Below are 21,480 nucleotides of genomic sequence, written 5' to 3'. Positions count from 1 at the left end.
TTTGCTGCCGGGGCACGGCGCGCCCCTCCGTTCTCGCAGGGAAGGAGGCACGCACATGAGCATTGACGTCATCGACGAAGTCCCGGCCCAGGGCGGCCGGCCCCTCGAGGACGGCGCGGGGCAGGAAGCCCGCTCGCTGCCGGGCATGGTCTACATCCCCGGTGGGACGTTCTGGATGGGCTCGGACCATCACTATCCCGAGGAGCGGCCGACGCACCAGGTGACGGTGACGGACTTCTGGATGGACAGCCAGCTGGTGACGAACGCGGACTTCGCGCGCTTCGTGGAGGCCACCGGCTACGTCACCGTGGCCGAGCGCCCGTTGAACCCCGACGACTTTCCCGGCGCGAATCCAGCGCTGCTCGTCCCGGGCTCGCTCGTCTTCAAGAAGACGCTCGCTCGCGTGGACCTTCGCGACCTGACGCAGTGGTGGTTCTATACGGCGGGCGCCTGCTGGAAACACCCCGAAGGCGCGGGCAGCACCTGGCAGGGGCGCGAACAATACCCGGTGGTGCACGTCTGCTTCGAGGACGCGCTCGCCTATGCGAACTGGGCGGGCAAGACGCTGCCCACCGAGGCGGAATGGGAGTACGCCGCGCGCGGAGGCCTGGACCGGAAGGTCTACGTCTGGGGCGACGAGTTCGCGCCGGGTGGCAAGCTGATGGCCAACACCTGGCAGGGTGAGTTCCCCTGGCAGAACCTGAACACGGATGGCTTCGAGGGCACGTCCCCGGTGGGCAGCTTCCCACCGAACGCCTACGGCCTCTTCGACATGGCCGGCAACGTGTGGGAGTGGACCTCGGACTGGTACCAGGAGCGGCACGAGGGGAACGGCGGAAAGCCCTGCTGCATCCCCGTCAATCCGCGGGGACCGGCCACGTCGGCTCGCAGCCTGGACCCGTGCCTGCCGAAGGTGAAGATTCCCCGGCGCGTCCTCAAGGGCGGCAGCCACCTGTGCGCGCCGAACTACTGCCTGCGCTACCGCCCGGCTGCGCGCTCACCGCAGGCCGTGGACAGCGGCACGTCGCACATCGGGTTCCGCTGCGTCGTCCGCCCCTGAGCCGCCTGAAGTTCCAGGACCAGCTTCCCGAAGCTGGCATTTCCAAAGAATGGCTTGCGACGTTGTCGCGGCGCTTCCATTCGCCGCGACTCCATCCCTATCGTGTCCCCCGCCTCCAACGACACAGGGACTCATGAAGCAGAAAATCACAGGCTTCCACCTCGACCGGGAAGACCACTGGGTGGCGGACCTCGAGTGTGGCCACCGGCAGCACATGCGCCATGACCCGCCCTGGATGGTGCGCCCCTGGGTCCTCACCGAGGACGGGAGGCGCAGCCGCCTTGGTGTCGAGCTCGATTGCAAGCGTTGTGACGAAGCAGGGCACGCGGTCGCCGAGGCGGTTCGCGAAGCGCTGCGGACGGTGGCCCTGCGGGCCCATGACGACGGCGGCCTGAGCGGGCTCTGCGCCGAGGGCCGATGGGAGCTTGCCCTGGACGCGCTCGGTGCGGCCGACCTGCGCCCAGTCATCCAGCGCGCGCTCGCCCCTGAGCGCGGGGGGAAAGCCCTCGTGAGTGCCCGGATGATTCTCCGTCCCCTCCTCCCTGACGACGCCAGCGCCATTCAGCGCCTGGCGGGTGACCGCGAGGTGGCGGCGAATGCGGCGGGAATCCCACATCCGTTCGAGGACGGCATGGCGGAAGCCTGGATTGCCTCGCTGGATGCACGTTCCCATGTCTTCGCGCTCGGCCATTCCGAGTCTGGCGAGTTCATGGGCCTGGCCGGGCTGGTGGAGGCCGACGAGGAGCGCCCTCGCACGGCCGAACTCTCATACTGGCTCGGCCGCGCGTACTGGGGACAGGGCTTTGGGACGGAGGCAGCCCAGGCCCTGGTCCGCTACGGCTTCGAGACGCTCGGGCTGGAATCCCTCCATGCCAGTTGTTTCTCCCGCAACCCCGGCTCCCGGCGTGTGCTGGAGAAGGCCGGCTTTCGCCACGCGGGCCACCAGGCGCGCGCGCTCCGCCATCTGGGGCAGGACGAGGACCTCGATCGCTTCATCCAGGAGCGGAGCCGCTCGCACCCGTGAGCTGATTGCCCCGGGTGGGCAGCATGTGCCCACCGTGTGCCCCACCCGCGCTCAATCCGCCGCCGCGTCCAGCTCCTCGACGACGCGGCGGACCTGACTCGCGCGCCCCTTCTCGGTACGCGCTGTCATCACCTTGAGGATGAGTCCGTACCGCCGCGTCTTGCCAAACGCCTCGAACGCCCGCGCGGCATGCGGGCTCGCAGACAGCGCCACCGTCAGGTCCTCCGGCACCGTGGCGTTCTTCTGGGACGCGTAGGCCGCGGCCCATCGTCCATCGGCCTTGGCGGCCTCGACCTCGGCGAGCCCCGAGGGCCGCATCCTGCCCGCGCGTAGCAGCGCCTCGACCTTCCTCACATTCACACAGGACCAGCGGCTGCGCGGCCGGCGCGGGACGTACTTCTGCAGGTAGAAGCGTGCATCGAGCGACCTCCGTTGCCCCGAAATCCATCCAAAGCAGAGCCCCACGTCGACCGCCTCGTCATCGGTGAGCGACGGGATGCCCGTCCCCTTCTTCGCGAGCTTCAACCAGACGCCAGAAGGAGCATCGGCATGCGTCTGGAGCCAGGCCTCGAACTCCGCCGCCCCCCGGAACGCAATCACCGGCGCATCCATCGCCGCGCCCCCACGCACCTCCTGCCTAACGCTGGCCACGGGCACCTCCCAGGACGTCCAGGTAGTGACGGTTGAACATGATGCCCAGCACGTTCCCGAAGGGGTCGATGACCGACGCCGTGACGAAACCGGGGCCACGCTCGGTGACGCCTTCGAGGAGCTGAGCCCCCAGTGAGCGCAACCGTTCGAGCGTGGCGGCGATGTCGTCGACGTGCCAGTAGGCGACCGTACCGCCCCGGGTCGTGGTGAGTCCCGGCGGAGCAAATCGCCGGTCGATGATGCCCAGCTCATGCTGGTAATCGCCGATGCGGAACTCGACATACCCGGGACCACGTCCGGCGGCCTCGCTGCTGAAGTAAGGCTCCACGCCGAGCAGCTCCGCGTACCAGCGCGTCGCCGCCCGAAGGTCATCCGCCCAGAGGTTGAAGGTGCACAATCCGCGCAAGGTGTTCATGGGGCTCTCTCGTTTCCTGGCCGCGCCCGTTCGCGACCCCATGACCATGGCCCCAGAACGTGACAGAATGAGTCACGTTTGAAGCGCGAGCCCGTCACCGACCGCCTGGACCGAGTCCTGGGCCTCCTCGCCTCCCGGCCGTCCTGGACGGCCCCGGAGCTGGCGGAGGAGCTCGGCGTCTGTGTGCGTACCGTTCGACGGGATTTGTCCCGGCTTTCCGCCCGCGGAGTCCCCATCGAGTCGGACGCAGGCCGAGGCGGCGGCATCCGGATACCGCCCCGGACGGGGCTCGGGCGCGTGCAGCTCAGCGCCCAGGAGCTGCTCGACCTCCTGCTCGCCCTGGCGCTCGCCGAGCGACTCGAGTCCCCCCTCCTGCTCTCGACACTCAAGAGCCTGCGTCAAAAGCTCGCCGCCTCGTTCCCACCGGAGGAGCGCGCACGCGTCGGCAAGCTGCGCCGTCGCATCCTCGTCGGCCCCACTTCACGGAACGTCACCGCGACCTGGAAGCCTCCCCGAGCGGCGGTGCTACGCCCCCTCCAGGAGTCCTTCTTCGAGCAGCGCGCCCTGGAGCTGACGTACCGCTCGAACGACGTGCGCACGGTGCGCATCGTGGAGCCGCACTACCTGCTGCTGAGCTGGCCCGCGTGGTACCTGCTCGTCTGGGACCACCTGCGCGGAGCGGTGCGCATGCTCCGCGTCGACCGCATCGAATCCGCGGGCGTCCAGGCGGCGACGTTCCAGGTGCGGGACTCGGAGTCGATGCTCGCCACCCTCGGCGACATCTTCGCGGCGCTCTGATGCCCCCTGTGTCAGGAAGGTTGCCGCCTCGGCTGACCGGCCGAGCCGTGTTGTCGCCTCCCGAGACGGAGAGGCCGAGCGTGTGCCGCGATCAGCTCGCCGACAACGCGTTGCGGAGCTTCGGCACGACTCCTTGAGGCTTGAGTCGCGTCTCAGCATCGACGCGCCTCGCGCTGAGCGTCGCCAGTGCTCCGGGCTGAAACGGGTCCTTCCCGCTCGTCATCAACTCCCACACCGCACCCTCGTCAATTCCACCGTCCTCATCCAGCGCCTCGGCGACGAAGAAATCTGCGGCCACGTCATCGTCGGTGAAGTGTCGAGGCAGGCCCCAGCCCTGGCTCGCGAACACCACCGCATCGAGATGCTGAGCGTTCACTCCGGTGTTGCCGTCGAGCATCAATACGCGCGCCTTCAGACGGATGGTGTGGAGTTCGGCCGCCTCGTCACCGTGATCCCCGAAGCAGCCGCCCGCAAGCTCGACCGACTTCGTCACGTAGCAACACGCGCTTCCGCTGAAGCGCAGGTTCTTCGCATGCACGCTGCCGAGCACCACGAACAAACTGATGTCGTAAGGCTGGGTCGACAGGTCGATGTCACTCGCGACCTCGAGATCTCCATCGACAACGAGAATCCACGGAGACGCAGGGGCGATCGTGTCGGCACGCACGAGCCCCGTCGCCAGATGGATCTCGACAGCGGGCTGATTCTGCTGCTGGGCGCGTTCCTGAATCCGCTCGAAGTGCTCGACGAACCAGCCGAAGGTCTCCGCTTCGTTCGCGGCCTCGAAGCGGACCTTGATTTCGTCGAACTGGATAACCCGCGTTGCTAAAGAATGGAACATCCCCCTTCATACCAGCCGCAGCGCATCTGCGCTTCCCCAACCTGGTCGCTGCAACATGGATGCGTCAATGCATCGCGGCATGCGGCAATGACTCGCGGACCTACGTCTCGCGTCATTGTCCACGCCAGAAACAGACAGCAAAATGTCGCCGCTGCTCTGTCTCGTCGTGCCATCCCCCAAGGAAAAGTCCGAATGACATCCTCGAAGCCACGGCCCAACTGGGTCGCGAGGCAGCCACGCGCCCACGCGCTGGCGCTGCTCGCGGCCGTCTTGCTCGCGCTGCCCACCGCCGCGCGCGCCCAGCCGACGTACACGCTGTTCGCCCCCACCTCCACCCCGGCCGTTCCCTCTGTCACCAATGACTTCGCTCCGGTGGAGTTGGGCGTGAAGTTCCAGTCCGACATCGAGGGAGACATCCTCGGCATCCGCTTCTACAAGGGCCCCGCCAACACCGGCACCCACATGGGAAGTCTCTGGAGCGCCGCTGGCGCGCGCCTCGCCTTCGCCACCTTCACTTCCGAGACGGCCACCGGCTGGCAGGAGGTGATGTTCTCCACGCCCGTGCGCATCAGTGCCAACACCACCTACGTCGCCTCGTACCACGCGCCTGGCGGCGCCTACGGCTTCACCAGCGCGGGGCTGGCCTCGACCGTGGACGCCCCTCCCCTCCACGCGCTCGCGGGCGCCACCAGCGGCGGCAACGGCGTCTTCACCTACGGCGCCGCGGGCTCCTTCCCCAACAGCAGCTTCGGCGACTCCAACTACTGGGTGGACGTCGTCTTCCGCCCGGCGGAGCCCGTCACCCTGTGGCCTGTCACCGCCACGCCCGCCGTCGCCTCCGTCACCAATGACTCCGACCCCGTGGAGCTGGGCGTGAAGTTCAAGACGAACGTGAGCGGCAACGTGCTGGGCGTGCGCTTCTACAAGGGCGCCGCCAACACCGGCACCCATGTGGGAAGTCTCTGGAGCGCCAACGGGCAGCGCCTGGCCTTCGCCACCTTCACCTCCGAGACGGCCACCGGCTGGCAGGAGGTGACGTTCTCCTCCCCTGTCCCCATTGCCGCCAACACCACCTACGTCGCCTCGTACCACGCCCCCGTCGGCGCATACGCCTTCGACAACGGTGGCCTCGCCAGCGGCCAGGACACCCCGCCCCTCTTCGCGCTGCCCGGCAGCACCAGCGGCGGCAACGGCGTCTTCACCTACGGCGCCGCGGGCTCCTTCCCCAGCAACAGCTTCGGCAACTCCAATTACTGGGTGGACGTCGTCTTCCAGGCCACCGGCGCACCGCCCCCGACACAGCCCCCGGACAACACCTTCCGCATCTTCGCCCCCACCGCCACGCCCGGCACCGCCACCGCCGCTGACACCGCCGCCATCGAAGTGGGCGTGAAGTTCCGCTCGGACGTGGACGGACAGGTGACGGGCGTGCGCTTCTACAAGGGCAGCGGCAACAACGGCGCCCACGTGGGCAATCTGTGGAGCGCCACGGGCCAGCCGCTCGCCTCCGCCACCTTCACCAACGAGACGGCCGTCGGCTGGCAGGAGGTGACGTTCTCCTCTCCCGTCGCCATCACCGCCGGCACCACCTACGTGGCGTCGTACTTCGCGCCGCTCGGCGGCTACTCGTTCGACAGCAACGGCCTGGCCACCGGAGTGGATGCCCCTCCGCTGCACGCCCTGCCCGGCGCCACCACCCCAGGCGGCAACGGCGTCTTCGCCTATGCCTCCACCTCCACGTTCCCCAACGGCAGCCACCAGAACTCCAACTACTGGGTGGACGTCGTCTTCGAGCCCTACGGACCGCCGCCCCGTCCGGGCGTCCACGGCGCGGGCCCCGTGCTGGTGGCCACCGCTCCTGGCAACCCCTTCACCGATTACCTGCGCGAAATCCTGGAGGCCGAGGGCATCGCCGCCTTCGCCACCACCGATGCCGGCAACCTGGGCGTCTCCGTCTCCCTCGATGACTACAAGGTGCTGGTGCTCGGCGAGCAGACGCTGAGCGCGGCCCAGGTGACGCTCATCACCCACTGGGTCACCGCTGGCGGCAGCCTCATCGCCCTGCGGCCCGCGGCGAACCTCCAGTCACTGCTCGGACTCAATGCCTCTCAGGGCACGCAGGCCAATGGCTACATCCTGGTCAACGACACCCAGGCCCCGGGCACGGGCATCACCGCGGAGACGATGCAGTACCACGGGCTCGCGGACAAGCGCACCGTCGTCACTGGCACGCGCACCGTCGCCACGCTCTACTCGGACGCCACCACCGCGACGACGTTCACCGCCGTCAGCCAGCGCGCCGTGGGCAGCGGCACCGCCACCGCCTTCATGTATGACCTGGCCAAGTCCGTCATCTACACGCGGCAGGGCAACCCGGCCTGGCAGGGACAGAACCGGGACGGCTCCTCCATTGGCCCAGGCGCGCGCGCCAACGACATGTTCTACGGCAACGCGTCCTTCGACCCGCAGCCGGACTGGGTGAACCTGGCCAAGGTCCAGATTCCCCAGGCGGACGAGCAGCAGCGCCTGCTCGCCAACGTGCTGCACCAGACGAGCACCACGCCGCTGCCGCGCCTCTGGTACTTCCCCAGCGCCAAGAAGGCCGTCGTGGTGATGACGGGCGACGGACACCCGAGTGGCGCCACCACCCAGCGCTGGAACCAGTACCTCGCGGACAGCCCCACCGGATGCAGTGTGGACGACTGGGAGTGCATCCGAGGCACCGTCTACGACTACGTGGGCGGACTGAGCGCCACCCAGGCCAATACCTATGTGGCCCAGGGCTTCGAGTACGCCCTGCACATCAACACCGGCTGCGCGGACTACACGGCCAACACGCTGGACCCGAACTTCTTCACCCCGCAGCTCGCCAGCTTCGCGTCCGCCTTCCCCGCCGTCCCCGCGCCCGTCACCAACCGCACGCACTGCATCGCGTTCAGCGACTGGTCCACCCAGCCCAAGGTGTCGCGCCTGCACGGCATCCGCCTGGACACCAACTACTATTACTGGCCCGACTACTGGGTGCAGGACCGCCCGGGCATGTTCACTGGCTCCGGCCTGGCCATGCGCTTCGCGGACCTGGACGGCACTCCGCTGGACGTCTACCAGCTCGCCACGCAGATGACGGACGAGTCCGGCCAGTCCTACCCGCTGCACATCGACACGCTGCTGGACAACGCGCTGGGCCCCAAGGGCTACTACGGCGCCTTCAACGCCAACATGCACGTCGACTCGCAGCCGTCGGCCGGCTCCTCCGGCTCGGCCGCCATCATCGCGTCCGCCAAGCGTGACGGCGTGCCGGTCATCACCGCGAAGCAGTTGTTGGAGTGGCTCGATGCCCGCGAGGCCACCCAGGTGTCCACCGTGGCCTTCACCGGCACGGTGCTCACCTTCAACCTCACGAGCCCCGCGCGCAACCTGTCCCTCATGGTCCCCACCCGCACCACGACGGGCCGCACGCTGCTGTCCGTCACCCGCGCGGGCTCCGCTGTGACGACGGTGACGCGCACCATCAAGGGCGTGGACTTCGCCTTCATCGACGGTGCGCTGGCCGGCACCTACACCGCCACCTACAACTGAATCACTCGCGCCGCCCAAGGCGCGTCATCCTCCGGGGCCCGACGCGGTGCATTCGCGTCGGGCCCGTTTCATTTCACCACCGCTGAAACCTGAGAGGTCCTGCCTGTGACGTGTTGCGACGACAGGTCCGGCCGCTACCCCTTGTGCGGAAGGAGCTTGTCCACCATGCCCTTGAGGGATTGCCTGATGACGCCCGCCGTGTCCTCGTCCCCTTCCAGGAGCGCCGCTGCGAAGTTCCGGGCCTGCTCGAAGGTGATGTGCGGCGGCAGCGGCGGTACGTCGGGGTCCGTGTAGGCTTCCAGCAGCACGGGCCTGTTCGCGGAGAGCGCCTCGTCCCAGGCGCGGGCAATCTGCTCGGGGCGGTCCACACGCACGCCGCGCAGGCCCAGCGACTCCGCGTAGCGCGCGTAGGGGAAGTCCGGCAGCGTCTGCGTGGCCGGCGTCTTCGGGTCACCGGCCATGACACGCTGCTCCCACGTCACCTGGTTGAGGTCGCGGTTGTTGAGCACCAGGACGATGAAGCGCGGGTCCTTCCACTCCTTCCAGTACTTCGCCACGGTGACGAGCTCCGCGTTGCCGTTCATCTGCATCGCGCCGTCACCCACCATGGCGAGCACCGGCCGGTGTGGGAATGCGAACTTCGCCCCAATCGCGTACGGCATGCCGCAGCCCATGGTGGCGAGGTTGCCCGACAGCGACGCCAGCATCCCCTTGCGCATCTTCAAGTCGCGAGCGAACCAGTTCGTCCCCGAGCCCGAGTCCGCGGTCAGGATGACGCCGTCGGGCAACTTGGGGCTCAGCTCCCAGAAGACGCGCTGGGGGTTGATGGGGTCGGCCGAATTCATCGCCTGCGCCTCCAGCATCTTCCACCACTGGCGGATGCCCTTCTCGAGCTGCTCGCGCCAGCTCCGGTCCTGCTTGCGCTGAAGCATGGGAATCAGCGCGCGCAGCGTCTCCTTGCTGTCCCCCGCGAGCGCCACCTCCATGGGGTAGCGGATGGCGAGCATGCGACCGTCGATGTCGATCTGCACGCCGCGCGCCTGGCCCTCTGGAGGGAGGAATTCCGAGTACGGGAAGCTCGTGCCCACCATCAGCAGCGTGTCGCAGTCCATCATCATGTCCCACGAGGGCTTCGTCCCCAGAAGGCCGATGGCGCCCGTCACGAACGGCAGCGCGTCCGGCAGCACCGCCTTGCCCAGGAGCGCCTTGGCCACCCCAGCGCCCAGCAGGTCGGCCACCTCCACCACCTCGTTGGCGGCGTTCATCGCACCCGCGCCGATGAGGATGGACACCTTCTTGCCGGCGTTGAGCACGGCGGCGGCGCGGCGCAGGTCCTTCTCCTGGGGAATGACGTACGGCGGGCTGAAGTCCACGCTGGAGTGAACGGTGCCGTGTTTCCGCGGAGGCTTCTGGTACTCCAGCTCCTGCAAGTCGTTCGGGAGGATGACGCACGTCACAGAGCGTTGGTTCAGCGCGATTCGCACTGCCCGGTCGATGGCGTGGCGGACGGCGGAGGTCTTCGTCACCATGGTGACGTACTCGCTGGCCACGTCCTTGAAGAGCGTGGTGAGGTCCACCTCCTGCTGGTAATGGCCGCCCAGGGCCGAGCGTGCCTGCTGGCCGACAATGGCCACCACGGGCTGGTGGTCCAGCTTGGCGTCGTAGAGCCCATTGAGCAGGTGGATGGCACCCGGGCCGGAGGTGGCCAGGCAGACGCCCACCTCCCCCGTGAACTTCGCGTGCGCGCACGCCATGAAGGCAGCCATCTCCTCGTGGCGCGCCTGGATGAACCGGAGCTCGGTGGTACGCCCCAGCGCGCCGATGATGCCGTTGATGCCATCGCCCGGATAGCCATAGAGCCGGCGGACGCCCCACTGGGTCAGGCGGTAGAGCAGATAATCGGCGACGGTGGCGCTCATTGAAACTCCTAGGGCTGGGAGCGAAGGGGTGCCTCCCGAAGCTGGGCATCCCCTGGAGATGCGGGGAACCAGCACCCGGCAGTCCTGCCCGGGGGCCCTCGCCCCAGCCGTACCAGACGAGGCGGGAGGACGTGCGCCGCGCCGCCACGGCATGTCCGTGCCGCGCGCGCGGTGCGCAGGTTCTCTGCGTGCCCCCGCCTCGGGCACGCACCTGAACGGGAGAGGAACCACCATGCGCTCGACGGACGCCATCCAACGCACCCTCTCGCGGCTCTCGCGCAAGCGGCCCGTCGCCCATCCGCTCCCAGGTCCCCAGGGCGGTGACGTCGCCGTGGACGTCCAAGGGCTGGAGGCAGCGCTGCGCCGCTCCGTGGAGGGCGAGGTCCGCTTCGACAATGGGAGCCGTGCGCTCTACGCCACGGACGCCTCCAACTACCGGCAGGTCCCCCTAGGGGTCGTCATCCCTCGCAGCCTCGACGACGTCCTCGCCACCGTGCGTGCCTGCCGCGAATACGACGCCCCCTTGCTGTCGCGCGGCGGAGGCACGAGCCTCGCCGGCCAGTGCTGCAACGTGGCCGTCGTCATCGACTGGACGAAGTACCTGGGCCGGGTGCTGGAGGTGGATCCCGGCACGAAGACGGCCCGCGTTCAGCCCGGCACCATCCTGGACCACCTGCGCGACACGGCCGAGCAGTACCACCTCACCTTCGGCCCGGATCCCGCCACGCACAACCACTGCACCCTCGGCGGCATGCTGGGCAACAACTCGTGTGGCTCTCATGCCCAGATGGCCGGCCCCGTCTCGCACAACGTGCGGGCGCTGGACGTGCTCACCTATGACGGCCTGCGCCTGAAGGTGGGTCCCACCAGCGACGCGGAGCTGGAAGCCCTCATCCGGGCCGGCGGCCGGCGCGGAGACATCTATCGCAAGCTGCGCGATTTGAGAGACAGGTACGCGGAGGAGATTCGCCGCCGCTACCCGCCGATTCCGAGGCGCATCTCCGGCTACAACCTCGACGCGCTGCTGCCCGAGCACGGCTTCGACGTGGCGCGCGCCCTGGTGGGCACCGAGGGCACGTGCGTCACCATCCTGGAGGCGACGCTGAAGCTCGTGCCCAGCCCACCGCACCGGGTGGTGGTGATGCTCGGCTATCCGGACATCTACACCGCCGGAGGCCACGCCCATGAGCTCGCCGAGCGCTTCCACCCGCTCGCGCTGGAGGGGCTGGATGACGAACTCATCCACAACGTCGTCCTGAAGGGCCGCACCAGCCAGATGGAGTCCCTCCATCCCATGAGCTCGCACGCCGAGTTCCTCGACATCCTCCCACAGGGCCAGGGCTACCTCATGCTCGAGCTCGGCGGCGACACGCGGGAGGAGGCACTCGAGCGGGCGCGCGAGATGATGGATGCGCTGCGCAAGGGCCGCGGCGCTCCCGTGGACATGCGGCTGTATTCGGACAGGGAACACATGGAGCACGCGTGGAAGGTTCGCGAGGCGGGCCTGGGCGCCACCGCGCGTGTACCCGGCCAGCCAGACACCTGTCCCGGATGGGAGGACTCGGCGGTGCCTCCAGCGAAGCTGGGGGCCTACCTGCGCGCCCTGCGCAAGCTGTACGACAAGTACGGGTATGACGCTTCGCTCTATGGCCACTTCGGCCAGGCGTGCGTCCATACGCGCATCGACTTCGACCTCACCTCAGCCAGAGGCATCCAGCAGTACCGCGCCTTCATCGAGGAAGCGGTGGACCTCTGCGTGTCCATGGGGGGCTCGATGTCCGGCGAGCACGGCGATGGCCAGTCACGCGCCGAGTTCCTCCCGCGCATGTTTGGCCCGGAGCTGGTGCAGGCCTTCCGCGAGTTCAAGAGCATCTGGGATCCGCAGGGGAAGATGAACCCAGGCAAGGTGGTGGACCCGAACCCCATCGACCAGGAGTTGCGCCTGGGCCGAGACTTCCGGGCGCGCACCTGGAAGCCGCGGACGCACTTCAAGTACCCGGACGACGACGGCCTGCTGTACCGGGCCACCGAGCGCTGCGTGGGCGTTGGCAAGTGCCGGCGGGACGACGGCGGCACCATGTGCCCCAGCTACATGGTGACGAAGGAGGAGAAGCACACCACGCGCGGCCGCGCTCACCTGCTCTTCGAGATGCTCCAGGGCGAGGTCATCAAGAATGGCTGGCGCGACGACAAGGTGAAGGAGTCATTGGATCTGTGCCTGGCGTGCAAGGGCTGCAAGGGCGACTGCCCGGTGCAGGTGGACCTGGCGACGTACAAGGCGGAGTTCCTGTCGCACTACTACCAGGGGCACCTGCGCCCGCGGCCCGCCTACGCCATGGGCCTCATCATGCTCTGGGCCCGCGCAGCCATGCGGGCCCCTCGACTGGTGAATGTCCTCACCGGTTTCCCACCGACCCGCATGCTGATCCAGAGGCTGGCCGGCATGTCGACGCAGCGGAAGATGCCACGCTTCGCGCCCGAGTCCTTCCAACGATGGGTGGCGCGCCGGCCGGTGTCGGCCCCGAAGGGCCACCAGCGGGTGATGCTGTGGCCGGACACCTTCAACAACCACTTCTTTCCGGAGACGGCGGCAGCGGCGCTGGACGTGCTGGAGGACGCGGGCTTCGAGGTGGTGGTTCCCCAGGGGTTCCTGTGCTGCGGCCGGCCGCTCTACGACTTCGGCATGCTGACGACGGCGAAGTGGATGCTGCGGCGCACGCTGGAGAGCCTCCGCCGGGAGATTGAAGCGGGCGTGCCGCTGGTGGGCCTGGAGCCGAGCTGCGTGTCCGTCTTTCGAGATGAGCTGCGCAACCTCTTCCCGGACTGGGAGCTAGCCACACAGCTCCGCCGTCAGACGTTCCTCTTCAGCGAGTTCCTGACCCGGTACGCGAAGGAAGTGCCCCTGCCCCACATGGCAAAGAAGGCGGTGGTACACGGCCACTGCCATCACAAGTCACTCTTCCAGATGACGGACGAGAAGGCCGTGCTCGACAAGCTGGGGCTGGAATACGAAGTCCCAGAGACGGGCTGCTGCGGCATGGCGGGCTCGTTCGGCTTTGAGGCCGGAGAGAAGTTCACGGTCTCCCAGCAGGTGGGCGAGCGCGTGCTGCTGCCCAAGGTGCGCGCCACGCCCCGGGACGCGCTCGTCATCGCCGACGGCTTCAGTTGCCGGGAGCAGATTGCGCAGAACACGAACCGCCGGGCGCTGCACATCGCGCAGGTGGTGCAGATGGCCAAGGCCTACGGGAACACGGGCCCCTCGGGCGATTTCCCCGAGCGCGGCTGGGTGACGAAGGGGCTGGGGCGGCCGCCGCTTCAGCGCCCGCGCACCGCGGCGGTGCTGGGGGGCCTGCTGCTCCTGGGCCTGCGGCGGCTGCGTACCTCGCGCGCCCGTCCGGCACCACGGCGTCGTCTGAGCCGTGTCTACAGCGGGTAGAGGGCGTCGAACAGCACGCCCAGGATGCCGTGCCTCAGGACGGGGCGCCCACCTCGTAGCGGGCCGCATCCGCCCGCTTCAACTCCAGCCCCAGTCCCGGACGCGACAGGTCCGGCGCGAGCGTCCCATGCCTGACCGACGCCACGCCGTCGAAGAGCATCCGCTCCAAACGTGCGTGGTCGTGAAAGTACTCGATGTGCACCAGCCGCCGAGCCGCGCACGCCACATGGGCATGGAGCGCGGGGGCGCAGTGGGCAGAGAGAGGCACGCCGAACGCGTCGCACAGCGCGTCTGCCTGAAGGAACCCGCTGATGCCCAGGCAGCGCGTGGCGTCCGCCTGGAGGACATCCACCGCGCCCGCTTCCAACATGCGCCGGAAGTAGAGGCTGCTGTCCCCATACTCGCCCGCCGCCACGGCCATGCCGGCGGGGACGCGAGCACGCAGGCGGTGGAGCCCCTCCAGGTCATCACTGGAGACGGGCTCTTCGAACCAGGAGACGCCGTGCGCCGCGAAGCGCTCCGCGAGCGAGAGGGCCTGCGGCACCGTGTATGCACCGTTCCCATCCACGAAGAGCTCCGCGCGGGGCCCGATGGCGCGCCGCGCGGACTCCACCCGGACTGGGTCCTCCTCGGGGTGGCTGCCCACCTTCATCTTCACCCGTGGAATCCCCTGCTCCACCCAGCCGGCGAGCTGCGCCTGGAGCCGGTCGATGGAGTACGAGGTAAAGCCCCCGCTGCCGTAGACAGGTGCCGCATCCCTTGAGGCGCCCAGCAACCGCACCAGCGGCAGGTCCATCAAGCGCGCCTTCGTGTCCCACAACGCCACGTCCACCGCGGAGAGCGCCATGGCCACCAGCCCCGGCCTCCCCTTGTTGCGGACCTGCCTCAGCAATGAGCGCATCCGCGCCGGCACGTCCATCACGTCGTGCCCCTCGAGCGCCCGGGCGAGCGAGCGGCGGATGAGGCTCGCCGCCGACGCGTCCGCGTACGTGTAGCCGAGCCCGCGCGTGCCTCCCGCCGTCAGCACCACCACGACGAGCGTCGTGCTGTCCCACTCGATGGTGCCGTCCGCCTCCTGCGCGTCCGTTGGGACCTCGTAAGCAAGAACCTCGCAGCGCTCGATGGGAACCGCCTCGCTGAGCCTCTGGACCATGGCCTCTCCCTGTGCATCAGCCCCCCGCCCCCATCATCCTTGAGAGAGTCCTTGCCCGCTCCGGCTGCCCTGGGAATGGCTGGGTGAGAGCTCCCACGCCAACCGGAGGGGGCGCGCGTGGGCAGCTTTCCAACATGAAGCCTATTGACTGGCATGGCCTCTGGGTGCCGGACCTGCATCCCTTTGAGGTCATCATCCGCGTCTCGCTGGTGTTCCTCTTCGTGCAGTTCGTCCTGCGGTTGGTTGGACGCAAGGAGCTGAGCCGCTACGCAAGCTTCGACCTGGCCCTGCTCTTCCTCCTCTCGGTCTGCATGCGGATGACCATCGTGGCCAACGATGACAGCCTCACCACGGGCTTTATCGCCCTGGCCACGATGGGGGCATGGGACCGGCTCTTCTCCTGGCTGGCTTTCCGCAACCGCCATGCGGCACGGGTGCTGGAAGGTCGTCCGCTGGAGCTGATTCGAGAAGGCAGCCTGGTGCACGGCAACCTGCGCAAGACGCGCATCTCCCACAAGGAGCTTCTCAGCCACCTGCGCGCGCATGGCCGTGGCGACCTGAGTGCCGTACACGCGGCATTTCTCGAACCGAATGGCAAGGTGACCTTCCTCTTCCGCAAGGAGGGAAGCGCCACACTCAGGTAAGTTGCTGGTCCAGCAGCCAGTGCAATGACCGTCATCGTGCGCCGTAGGGCGAACACACGCCCCCGAGGTCCCCCCGTGTCCGCCCTTATCGAGGATGTCCGCTTCTCTCTCCGGCTCTTGCTGAAGAATCGTGGGTTCACGCTGGTCTGTCTCCTGACGCTGGCCCTGGCCATCGGGGCGAACACGGCCATCTTCAGCGTGGTGAACGGGGTGCTGCTGCGACCGCTGCCGTACCCGGAGCCAGACCGGCTGATGCAGGTGGTGCGAGTCACCAAGGACCACGGGCGGTCGGCGTCGCAGTCCATCGCTGGATACGCGTGGATGTCCGCGGAGGGGTCGCCCTTCTCGCGCGTCGCGGCCTACGAGGTGCTGCCTTCGGGCTTCAGCGCCGTGGGCGACGGCATGCCGGAGCGATTGCCGGGCATGCGCGTGACGGCGGACTTCTTCGAGACCTTCGGCGTGAGGCCGAGTTTGGGACGCGGCTTCCTGCCGGAGGAGGATGTGGTGGGCGGGCCTCGCGTGGTCGTCCTCAGCGAGAGCCTGTGGCGGCGGCGCTTCGGCGGCGCGCCGGACGTGGTGGGCCGCTCCGTCGTCCTCAACGACGAGCCCTATACGGTGGTGGGCGTGGCGCCCGCGTCGTTCGCGTACCCCACGGGCGTGCACCTGTGGACGCCGCTCCAGCTCGACCTCACGGACCGGACCAACTCCCACTTCCTCTTCGTCACCGGCAGGCTGCGCCCGGGCGTCTCGACCGACGGCGCGGCGGCGGCGCTGGAGACCTTGGGGGGACGCGTGCGCGCGGAGAACCCGGTCCTGCTCGATGAGGGCCAGGAGTTCGCCCCGGTGGACCTGCGGGCGTTCCTCGCGGGCGACACGCGGTTGGCGCTCTGGGTGCTGATGGGCGCGGTGAGCCTGGTGTTGCTCATCGCATGTGTCAACCTGGCAAACCTCCAGCTCGCGCGGGCGGCGGCGCGCAACCGCGAACTGGTGGTGCGCGCGGCGTTGGGCGCGGCGCCGGGGCGGCTCGCGCGGCAGATGCTCACGGAGAGCCTCTTGCTCTCCGTGGCCGGCGGAGGGCTCGGGGTGCTGTTGGCGATGGCGGTGTTGCCCGGGTTGTTGTCGCTGGCGCCGGCCACCTCGGGTCTGCTGCCCGGGGACGGAGGGCTCGCGGGCGCGCAGGTGGGAATCGATGGCACGGTGTTGGGCTTCACGCTGGCCGCGTCGCTCCTCACGGGCCTGTTGTTCGGGCTGTTGCCCGCGTGGCAAGCGTCGCGCACGGACCTCCAGATGGCGCTCCGCGAGGGCAGCCAGCGGGCGACCCTGGGCCCGGGGGGTGGGCGCACGCGCGCGTTCCTGGTGGTGGGTCAAGTGGCGTTGGCGGTGATGCTGCTGGTGGGCGCGGCGCTGCTCATCCGCGGGTTCTCCGCGCTCCAGCGCGTGCAGCCGGGCTTCGACCCGCACGGCGTCCACGTGCTGCGGCTGTCGCTCCCGGAGGGACGCTACGGCACGTTGCAGGCACTGGAGCGCTTCGAGACGCAGGTGGAGGAGCGCGTGCGGTCGTTGCCGGGCGTGGAGGCGGTCGCGTTCGCCACGTCGTTGCCCATGGACAGGGGCCCCAGCATGTCGTTCTCCATCGAGGGCAAGTACACGGGGGATGACAACGGCCCCGGCGCGGGCTGGGGGCAGTACCGCCCGGTGACGCCGGACTACTTCGGTGTGATGCGCATCGGCCTCGTCCGCGGGCGGCTGCTGGCGGAGAACGACGTGGCGGGCTCGGAGCCGGTGGTGGTCATCAACGAGACGGCGGCGCGCAGGTTCTGGCCGGGCGAGGACCCCCTCGGCCAGCGCATCCGGGTGGCGCATTCGGTGCCGTCCCTCCGGGACGTGGTGCCCCGCGTCGTGGTGGGCGTGGTGCGGGACGTGCGCGAGGACGGCCTGAATGACGAGGCGCCCCCGGTGCTGTACCTGCCGCCGGGACAGATGTCGCAGGGCGTCGCGTCGATGGTCGTGCGGATGATTCCGCGAAACCTGCTGGTGCGCGCCAGGGGCGGCCACGCGGACATCGTAACGGCCGCCCAGCGCGAGGTGTGGGCGGTGGACGCGCAGCAACCGGTGATGGAGACGCTGAAGCTGGAGGACCACGTCGCGCGCTCGCTCGGCTCCGAGCGCTTCAACATGATGTTGCTGGGGATGATGGCGGCGCTGGCGCTCGCGCTGGCCGCAGTGGGCATCTACGGCGTGTTGTCCTATCTGGTGAGCCAGCGGACGCGGGAGATGGGCGTGCGACTGGCGCTCGGCGCTACGCGGGGCGATGTGGTGAGGCTGGTGCTCCGACAGGGCCTGGGCTCGGTGGCGGGCGGGGTGGTGCTGGGGTGCGCGGGTGCGCTGGCGCTGACGCGGGTGGTGTCCGGCTTCGTCCACGGCGTCAGCGCCCTGGACCCGCTGTCCTTTGTCGCCGCGCCGCTGGTGCTGCTGGGCGTGGGACTGGTGGCCACCTGGGTGCCCGCGCTGCGTGCCTCGCGCGTGGACCCCATCATCGCGCTCAAGTACGACTGAGGAAGGCGGGCCCGTGAGCTGCTAGAACCAAGGATAGGTCCGGTTGGAGGGAAGCAGGAATCCCCAGCCCGCATCAATGACCACCGGCCCTTCGCCAGGCCTTCCATAGACATCCACCGGCACCTTGGAGACCCCTTCGTCGTAGGGATACGCCAGGCAATTGTTCCCGTGCCGCAGGCGCACGTCCCTCAACACCAGCTGATGGGCGCTCAGGCTGTACAGCGTGGCCACGAAGTGGACGATTTCGTCGCTTCCACTCCCGAATACCTTGCGCTCCACCGACATCAGCATCGGGGTCCGCTCGTCCGATTCCACGCTTCGCACGAGCCTGCGCGTTTTGCGGGGCGCGAGCCACCAGCACAGCAGCCCACCCATGATGGCGGGCACCCCCAAGAAGACGAGCAACACGCGATACGCCAACTCGCGACGCCCGGCGTCAATCAGTTGCTCCATGGACGTCCAGCCAGCCACGACGGCCACCAGCCCGAGGACACCGAAGACGGTCCCCATCCGGAGGGTGCCCGACAAGTCCCGCTGCAAGACTGCCACCAGGGCACCACGGTTTCCCGGCACGGGCTTTCCGGTGGGACTCACCTTCCTCATCGCGCGGCACCTCCAGCCAGGTTGTCCCCAGTCCTAAGCCAGCTCGCGAATCGCCGATAGCGTGCATCGAACGTCCCGGAGACTTCCTCAGTCGTCCGAGCGCAACGCCTCGTGCAGCGGCACGCGGGTGACGCGGCGCGCGGGCAGCCAACTGGCCAGCAACGCCACTGCGGCGAGCAGCGCGGGCACGGCCGCGAAGGTGACGACGTCGAACGCGCTCACGCCATACAGGACACTGGACAGGCTGCGCGCGAACACGGCGGCGCCGACAAGCCCCAGGAGGACGCCGGCCACGGCCATCCGAAGCCCCTGCCCCACCACGCGCCACACCAGATATTGCCCGGTCGCGCCCAATGCCATGCGGATGCCCAGCTCGCGCGTCCGCTGACTGACCGAATAGGACAACACGCCGTAGAGCCCCACGCCTGCGAGCACCAGCCCCAGCACCGCCAGGGCCACCAGCAGCGAACCCAGCACCTTCGTGTGACCCAGGCTGGCGTCCACGACCGATTCCAGGGAGCGCACGGGGACTCTCGGGAGTTCGGGGGCCACGGCGCGAAGCTGCTCGCGCAGCACCGGGGCCAGCGCGACAGCGTCCTGCGAGGCTCGCACGGTGAGCAGCATGTGCAGTCCCCAGAGCTGTCCCATGGGGACGAAGGCCTCGCTGACCGGGGGCGCATCCAGGCTGTTGTGCTGGACATCCCCCACCACGCCCACGATTTCGCGGAAGGCCTCACCGTCGAGCACCAGTTGCACGCGCTGCCCCACCGCGCTCCGCCCGGGGAAGTAGCGCCGGGCGAACGTCTCGTTCACCACGACCACCGGCGCGGTGCCCGACCCATCCCAGGCTTCGATGGTGCGCCCTTCCTTCAGCGGGATGCCCAGGGTGTTGAAGTAACCGTCGCTGGTGGTGCGGAAGTGGACCAACTCCCGGGAGTCCGCCTGTGATGCCTGCTCGCCCGGCAGCAGCACCGGCGCCAGGCCATTGCGTCCCCACAGGGGCACCGTGCTGGACATGCCCGCGGACGTCACGCCCGGAAGCGCGCGCACCCGCTCCAACACGCTGGCGAAGAGGGCCCGTTGGACGGCCTCGTCCCGGTACTTCGCCGATGGTAGGGAGAGGTCCACCACGGTGACGCCCTGGGGATTGAAGCCCAGCGGCACCACGCTCAAGGCATGGACGGTGCGAAGCATCAGGCCCGCGCCCACCAGCGGAATCAGTGCCAGGGCCACCTGCGCGACCACCAGCACCACGCGCCCGCCTTCGCCCCGCGTGGCCCCTGCACCACCGCGCAGCCCGCCCAGCGCGCCCCGCGCATCCGCGCGCGACACCCGCAGCGCGGGGACCAGGCCAAAGAGCAGGCTGGTCACCACCGAGAGAACCAGCGCGATGCCCAGGACATGCGGCTGCAGGCGGAGAGCCTCGGCATCCACGAACTGAGGCGGCATGAGCGCGCGCAGTAAATCCATGCCCCACATCGCCAGGACCAGTCCGGCCGCGCCGCCCACGAGCGCCAACATCCCGCTCTCCACCAGGAACTGCCGCACCAGCCGCGCTCGGCCCGCGCCCAGGGCGGCGCGCACTGACACCTCGCGCTCCCGCGCGGTAGCCCGCGCCAGCAACAGGTTGGCCACGTTGGCGCAGGCCACCAGCAGCACCAGCGCCACCACGCCGGCCAGGAGCCACAACCGCTCCCGGGAGCCCTCCACCACCTGCGTGTGCAAGGGCACCAGCCGCACCCCGGCGGGCTCCTCCGTGAAGCCCGGCTCGCGCACCAGCGCCGCGCCCAGGGCCGTCATCTCCGTGCGTGCCTGCTCCGCGGACACGCCTTCGCGCAGGCGTCCCACCACCCGCAGCCACACCCCTCCGGCCGGCTCATCCGCGGCCAGGACCAACGGCTTCCACGCCTCCACGTCCGGTGCGAAGCGGAAACCCGCGGGCAACACCCCCACCACCGTGTGGAGTTGGTCATCCACCATCAACGTCTGTCCCACCACGTCCGGGCGGCCACCGAAGCGCCGCTGCCACAGCGCATGCGACAGGAGCAGACCATTGGTGTCCCTGTCCGCGCGGAAGTCCTGTCCGAGCAAGGGCCGCACGCCCAGGAGCGAAAACAAGCCCGCTGTTGCCCGCCCCGCGCGCACCCGCTCCAGCTCGCCGTCACCCGCCAAGGTGATGTCGCGGATCGACAGCCCCTCCAGTCCCTGGAACGCAAACGCACGCTCGCGCCAGGCCTGGAGTGACTGCAACGAGACGCCCAGCCGCTCGCGCTGGGGCGTTGACTGGTACAGCGTCACCAACTGTTCCGGTGCCCGGTACGGCAAAGGCCGCAGCAGCACCTGGTACACCGCGCTGAAGACGGCGGTGGTGGCGCCAATGGCCAGCGCAAGCGTGGTGATGATGACCAGCGTGAATGCGGCTTCGCGCCGCATGCGACGCAGGGCCAATCGAACGTCCTGAAGAAGCTGGGACATGAAGGCCAGACTCCACTGCAACTCCAACGCCACTCAACGTCGCGCCTGACAGGGCCCTTCGCACACCCGGCCGGGACGTGATTCGCGTTCGCCTGTGGCACGCGAAATCCCATCATCGGACAAGAGCCCGGTCCGCTTCCAACGCGGCCAGAAGAAGCGTGGCGCCACGGTGGAACCCGATGCGTGACAGCCCGACCGCGCGGCCATTGCAATATGCGTTACCCGCAATCCCTTACTTCCCTTCTTGACACCCCTGACGCTGCGTGGCACATATCTGCGCCGCTTCGATAATGAAAATCATTCTCATTATCTACATGCCCGCCCAA

At 68.8% G+C, this 21,480-nt stretch carries 14 protein-coding genes; 7 read left to right on the top strand and 7 right to left on the bottom strand.

Going from position 1 to position 21,480, the window contains the following annotated elements:
- The first annotated feature begins 55 nt into the window (after positions 1-55).
- Together FMP39_RS14255 and FMP39_RS14250 are read left to right on the top strand one after the other, a co-directional pair.
- The gene (locus tag FMP39_RS14255; protein WP_141590423.1) at positions 56-1,060 is read left to right on the top strand and encodes a formylglycine-generating enzyme family protein; all 1,005 of its coding nucleotides are present in this window, start codon (positions 56-58) and stop codon (positions 1,058-1,060) included.
- Positions 1,061-1,193: 133 nt separating this feature from the next.
- Positions 1,194-2,084, top strand: a complete 891-nt coding sequence (locus FMP39_RS14250; protein ID WP_141590422.1) for a GNAT family N-acetyltransferase — start codon at positions 1,194-1,196, stop codon at positions 2,082-2,084.
- A gap of 51 nt (positions 2,085-2,135) precedes the next feature.
- On the opposite strand, the gene FMP39_RS14245 is transcribed toward FMP39_RS14250, so the two are convergent.
- Both FMP39_RS14245 and FMP39_RS14240 read right to left on the bottom strand, forming a co-directional pair.
- Entirely contained in the window at positions 2,136-2,735 is a 600-nt protein-coding gene (locus tag FMP39_RS14245) for a YdeI family protein (RefSeq protein ID WP_228557981.1), read from the bottom strand.
- Complete coding sequence (locus FMP39_RS14240) at positions 2,722-3,150, bottom strand: VOC family protein (protein WP_141590421.1); 429 nt, start codon at positions 3,148-3,150, stop codon at positions 2,722-2,724. The genes FMP39_RS14245 and FMP39_RS14240 overlap by 14 nt, the downstream gene beginning before the upstream one ends.
- A 78-nt stretch (positions 3,151-3,228) precedes the next feature.
- Between FMP39_RS14240 and FMP39_RS14235 the strand changes: the two genes are divergently transcribed.
- On the top strand, positions 3,229-3,948 hold the full coding sequence (locus tag FMP39_RS14235; protein WP_141590420.1) for a YafY family protein: 720 nt from the start codon (positions 3,229-3,231) through the stop codon (positions 3,946-3,948).
- Positions 3,949-4,039: 91 nt separating this feature from the next.
- Here the strand turns inward: FMP39_RS14235 and FMP39_RS14230 are convergent, their stop codons facing one another.
- Positions 4,040-4,789, bottom strand: coding sequence for a hypothetical protein (locus tag FMP39_RS14230; RefSeq protein WP_141590419.1), 750 nt, complete (start codon positions 4,787-4,789; stop codon positions 4,040-4,042).
- Between the two features lie 192 nt (positions 4,790-4,981).
- Here FMP39_RS14230 and FMP39_RS14225 point away from each other — a divergent pair, with 192 nt between their 5' ends.
- Positions 4,982-8,368 carry a DUF4082 domain-containing protein gene (locus FMP39_RS14225; RefSeq protein ID WP_141590418.1) on the top strand — a complete coding sequence of 1,129 codons (3,387 nt, stop codon included), beginning with the start codon at positions 4,982-4,984 and terminating at the stop codon, positions 8,366-8,368.
- Between the two features lie 134 nt (positions 8,369-8,502).
- Here the strand turns inward: FMP39_RS14225 and FMP39_RS14220 are convergent, their stop codons facing one another.
- Positions 8,503-10,287, bottom strand: a complete 1,785-nt coding sequence (locus FMP39_RS14220) for a thiamine pyrophosphate-requiring protein (protein ID WP_141590417.1) — start codon at positions 10,285-10,287, stop codon at positions 8,503-8,505.
- Positions 10,288-10,519: 232 nt separating this feature from the next.
- On the opposite strand from FMP39_RS14220, the gene FMP39_RS14215 reads away from it, so the two are divergent.
- Positions 10,520-13,723 carry an FAD-binding and (Fe-S)-binding domain-containing protein gene (locus FMP39_RS14215; protein ID WP_141590416.1) on the top strand — a complete coding sequence of 1,068 codons (3,204 nt, stop codon included), beginning with the start codon at positions 10,520-10,522 and terminating at the stop codon, positions 13,721-13,723.
- Between the two features lie 34 nt (positions 13,724-13,757).
- Here FMP39_RS14215 and FMP39_RS14210 read toward each other — a convergent pair whose 3' ends face one another.
- On the bottom strand, positions 13,758-14,876 hold the full coding sequence (locus FMP39_RS14210) for an enolase C-terminal domain-like protein (protein WP_141590415.1): 1,119 nt from the start codon (positions 14,874-14,876) through the stop codon (positions 13,758-13,760).
- Between the two features lie 134 nt (positions 14,877-15,010).
- On the opposite strand from FMP39_RS14210, the gene FMP39_RS37945 reads away from it, so the two are divergent.
- A complete protein-coding gene (locus FMP39_RS37945) occupies positions 15,011-15,520 on the top strand; it encodes a DUF421 domain-containing protein (protein ID WP_228557980.1) in 510 nt (169 codons plus the stop codon).
- Positions 15,521-15,595: 75 nt separating this feature from the next.
- Complete coding sequence (locus tag FMP39_RS14195) at positions 15,596-18,076, top strand: ABC transporter permease (RefSeq protein ID WP_141590414.1); 2,481 nt, start codon at positions 15,596-15,598, stop codon at positions 18,074-18,076.
- Positions 18,077-18,097: 21 nt separating this feature from the next.
- Here FMP39_RS14195 and FMP39_RS14190 read toward each other — a convergent pair whose 3' ends face one another.
- Both FMP39_RS14190 and FMP39_RS14185 read right to left on the bottom strand, forming a co-directional pair.
- Entirely contained in the window at positions 18,098-18,625 is a 528-nt protein-coding gene (locus FMP39_RS14190) for a hypothetical protein (protein WP_228557979.1), read from the bottom strand.
- A gap of 141 nt (positions 18,626-18,766) precedes the next feature.
- Positions 18,767-21,154 carry an ABC transporter permease gene (locus FMP39_RS14185; RefSeq protein ID WP_228557978.1) on the bottom strand — a complete coding sequence of 796 codons (2,388 nt, stop codon included), beginning with the start codon at positions 21,152-21,154 and terminating at the stop codon, positions 18,767-18,769.
- Positions 21,155-21,480 lie beyond the last annotated feature (326 nt).

The organism is Myxococcus sp. AB056 (assembly GCF_006547365.1).
Classification (GTDB): Bacteria; Myxococcota; Myxococcia; order Myxococcales; family Myxococcaceae; genus Myxococcus; species Myxococcus virescens.
Note: the sequence above shows the minus strand (reverse complement) of the source record. Positions and strands in the feature narration are given on the sequence as shown.

Excerpts from the sequence above, each read along its gene's own strand:
- FMP39_RS14255 (WP_141590423.1), top strand. The coding sequence starts at position 56 with ATGAGCATTGACGTCATCGACGAAGTCCCGGCCCAGGGCGGCCGGCCC.
- FMP39_RS14250 (WP_141590422.1), top strand. The coding sequence starts at position 1,194 with ATGAAGCAGAAAATCACAGGCTTCCACCTCGACCGGGAAGACCACTGG.
- FMP39_RS14240 (WP_141590421.1), bottom strand. The coding sequence starts at position 3,150 with ATGAACACCTTGCGCGGATTGTGCACCTTCAACCTCTGGGCGGATGAC.
- FMP39_RS14230 (WP_141590419.1), bottom strand. The coding sequence starts at position 4,789 with ATGTTCCATTCTTTAGCAACGCGGGTTATCCAGTTCGACGAAATCAAG.
- FMP39_RS14225 (WP_141590418.1), top strand. The coding sequence starts at position 4,982 with ATGACATCCTCGAAGCCACGGCCCAACTGGGTCGCGAGGCAGCCACGC.
- FMP39_RS14220 (WP_141590417.1), bottom strand. The coding sequence starts at position 10,287 with ATGAGCGCCACCGTCGCCGATTATCTGCTCTACCGCCTGACCCAGTGG.
- FMP39_RS14215 (WP_141590416.1), top strand. The coding sequence starts at position 10,520 with ATGCGCTCGACGGACGCCATCCAACGCACCCTCTCGCGGCTCTCGCGC.
- FMP39_RS14210 (WP_141590415.1), bottom strand. The coding sequence starts at position 14,876 with ATGGTCCAGAGGCTCAGCGAGGCGGTTCCCATCGAGCGCTGCGAGGTT.
- FMP39_RS37945 (WP_228557980.1), top strand. The coding sequence starts at position 15,011 with ATGAAGCCTATTGACTGGCATGGCCTCTGGGTGCCGGACCTGCATCCC.
- FMP39_RS14185 (WP_228557978.1), bottom strand. The coding sequence starts at position 21,154 with ATGTCCCAGCTTCTTCAGGACGTTCGATTGGCCCTGCGTCGCATGCGG.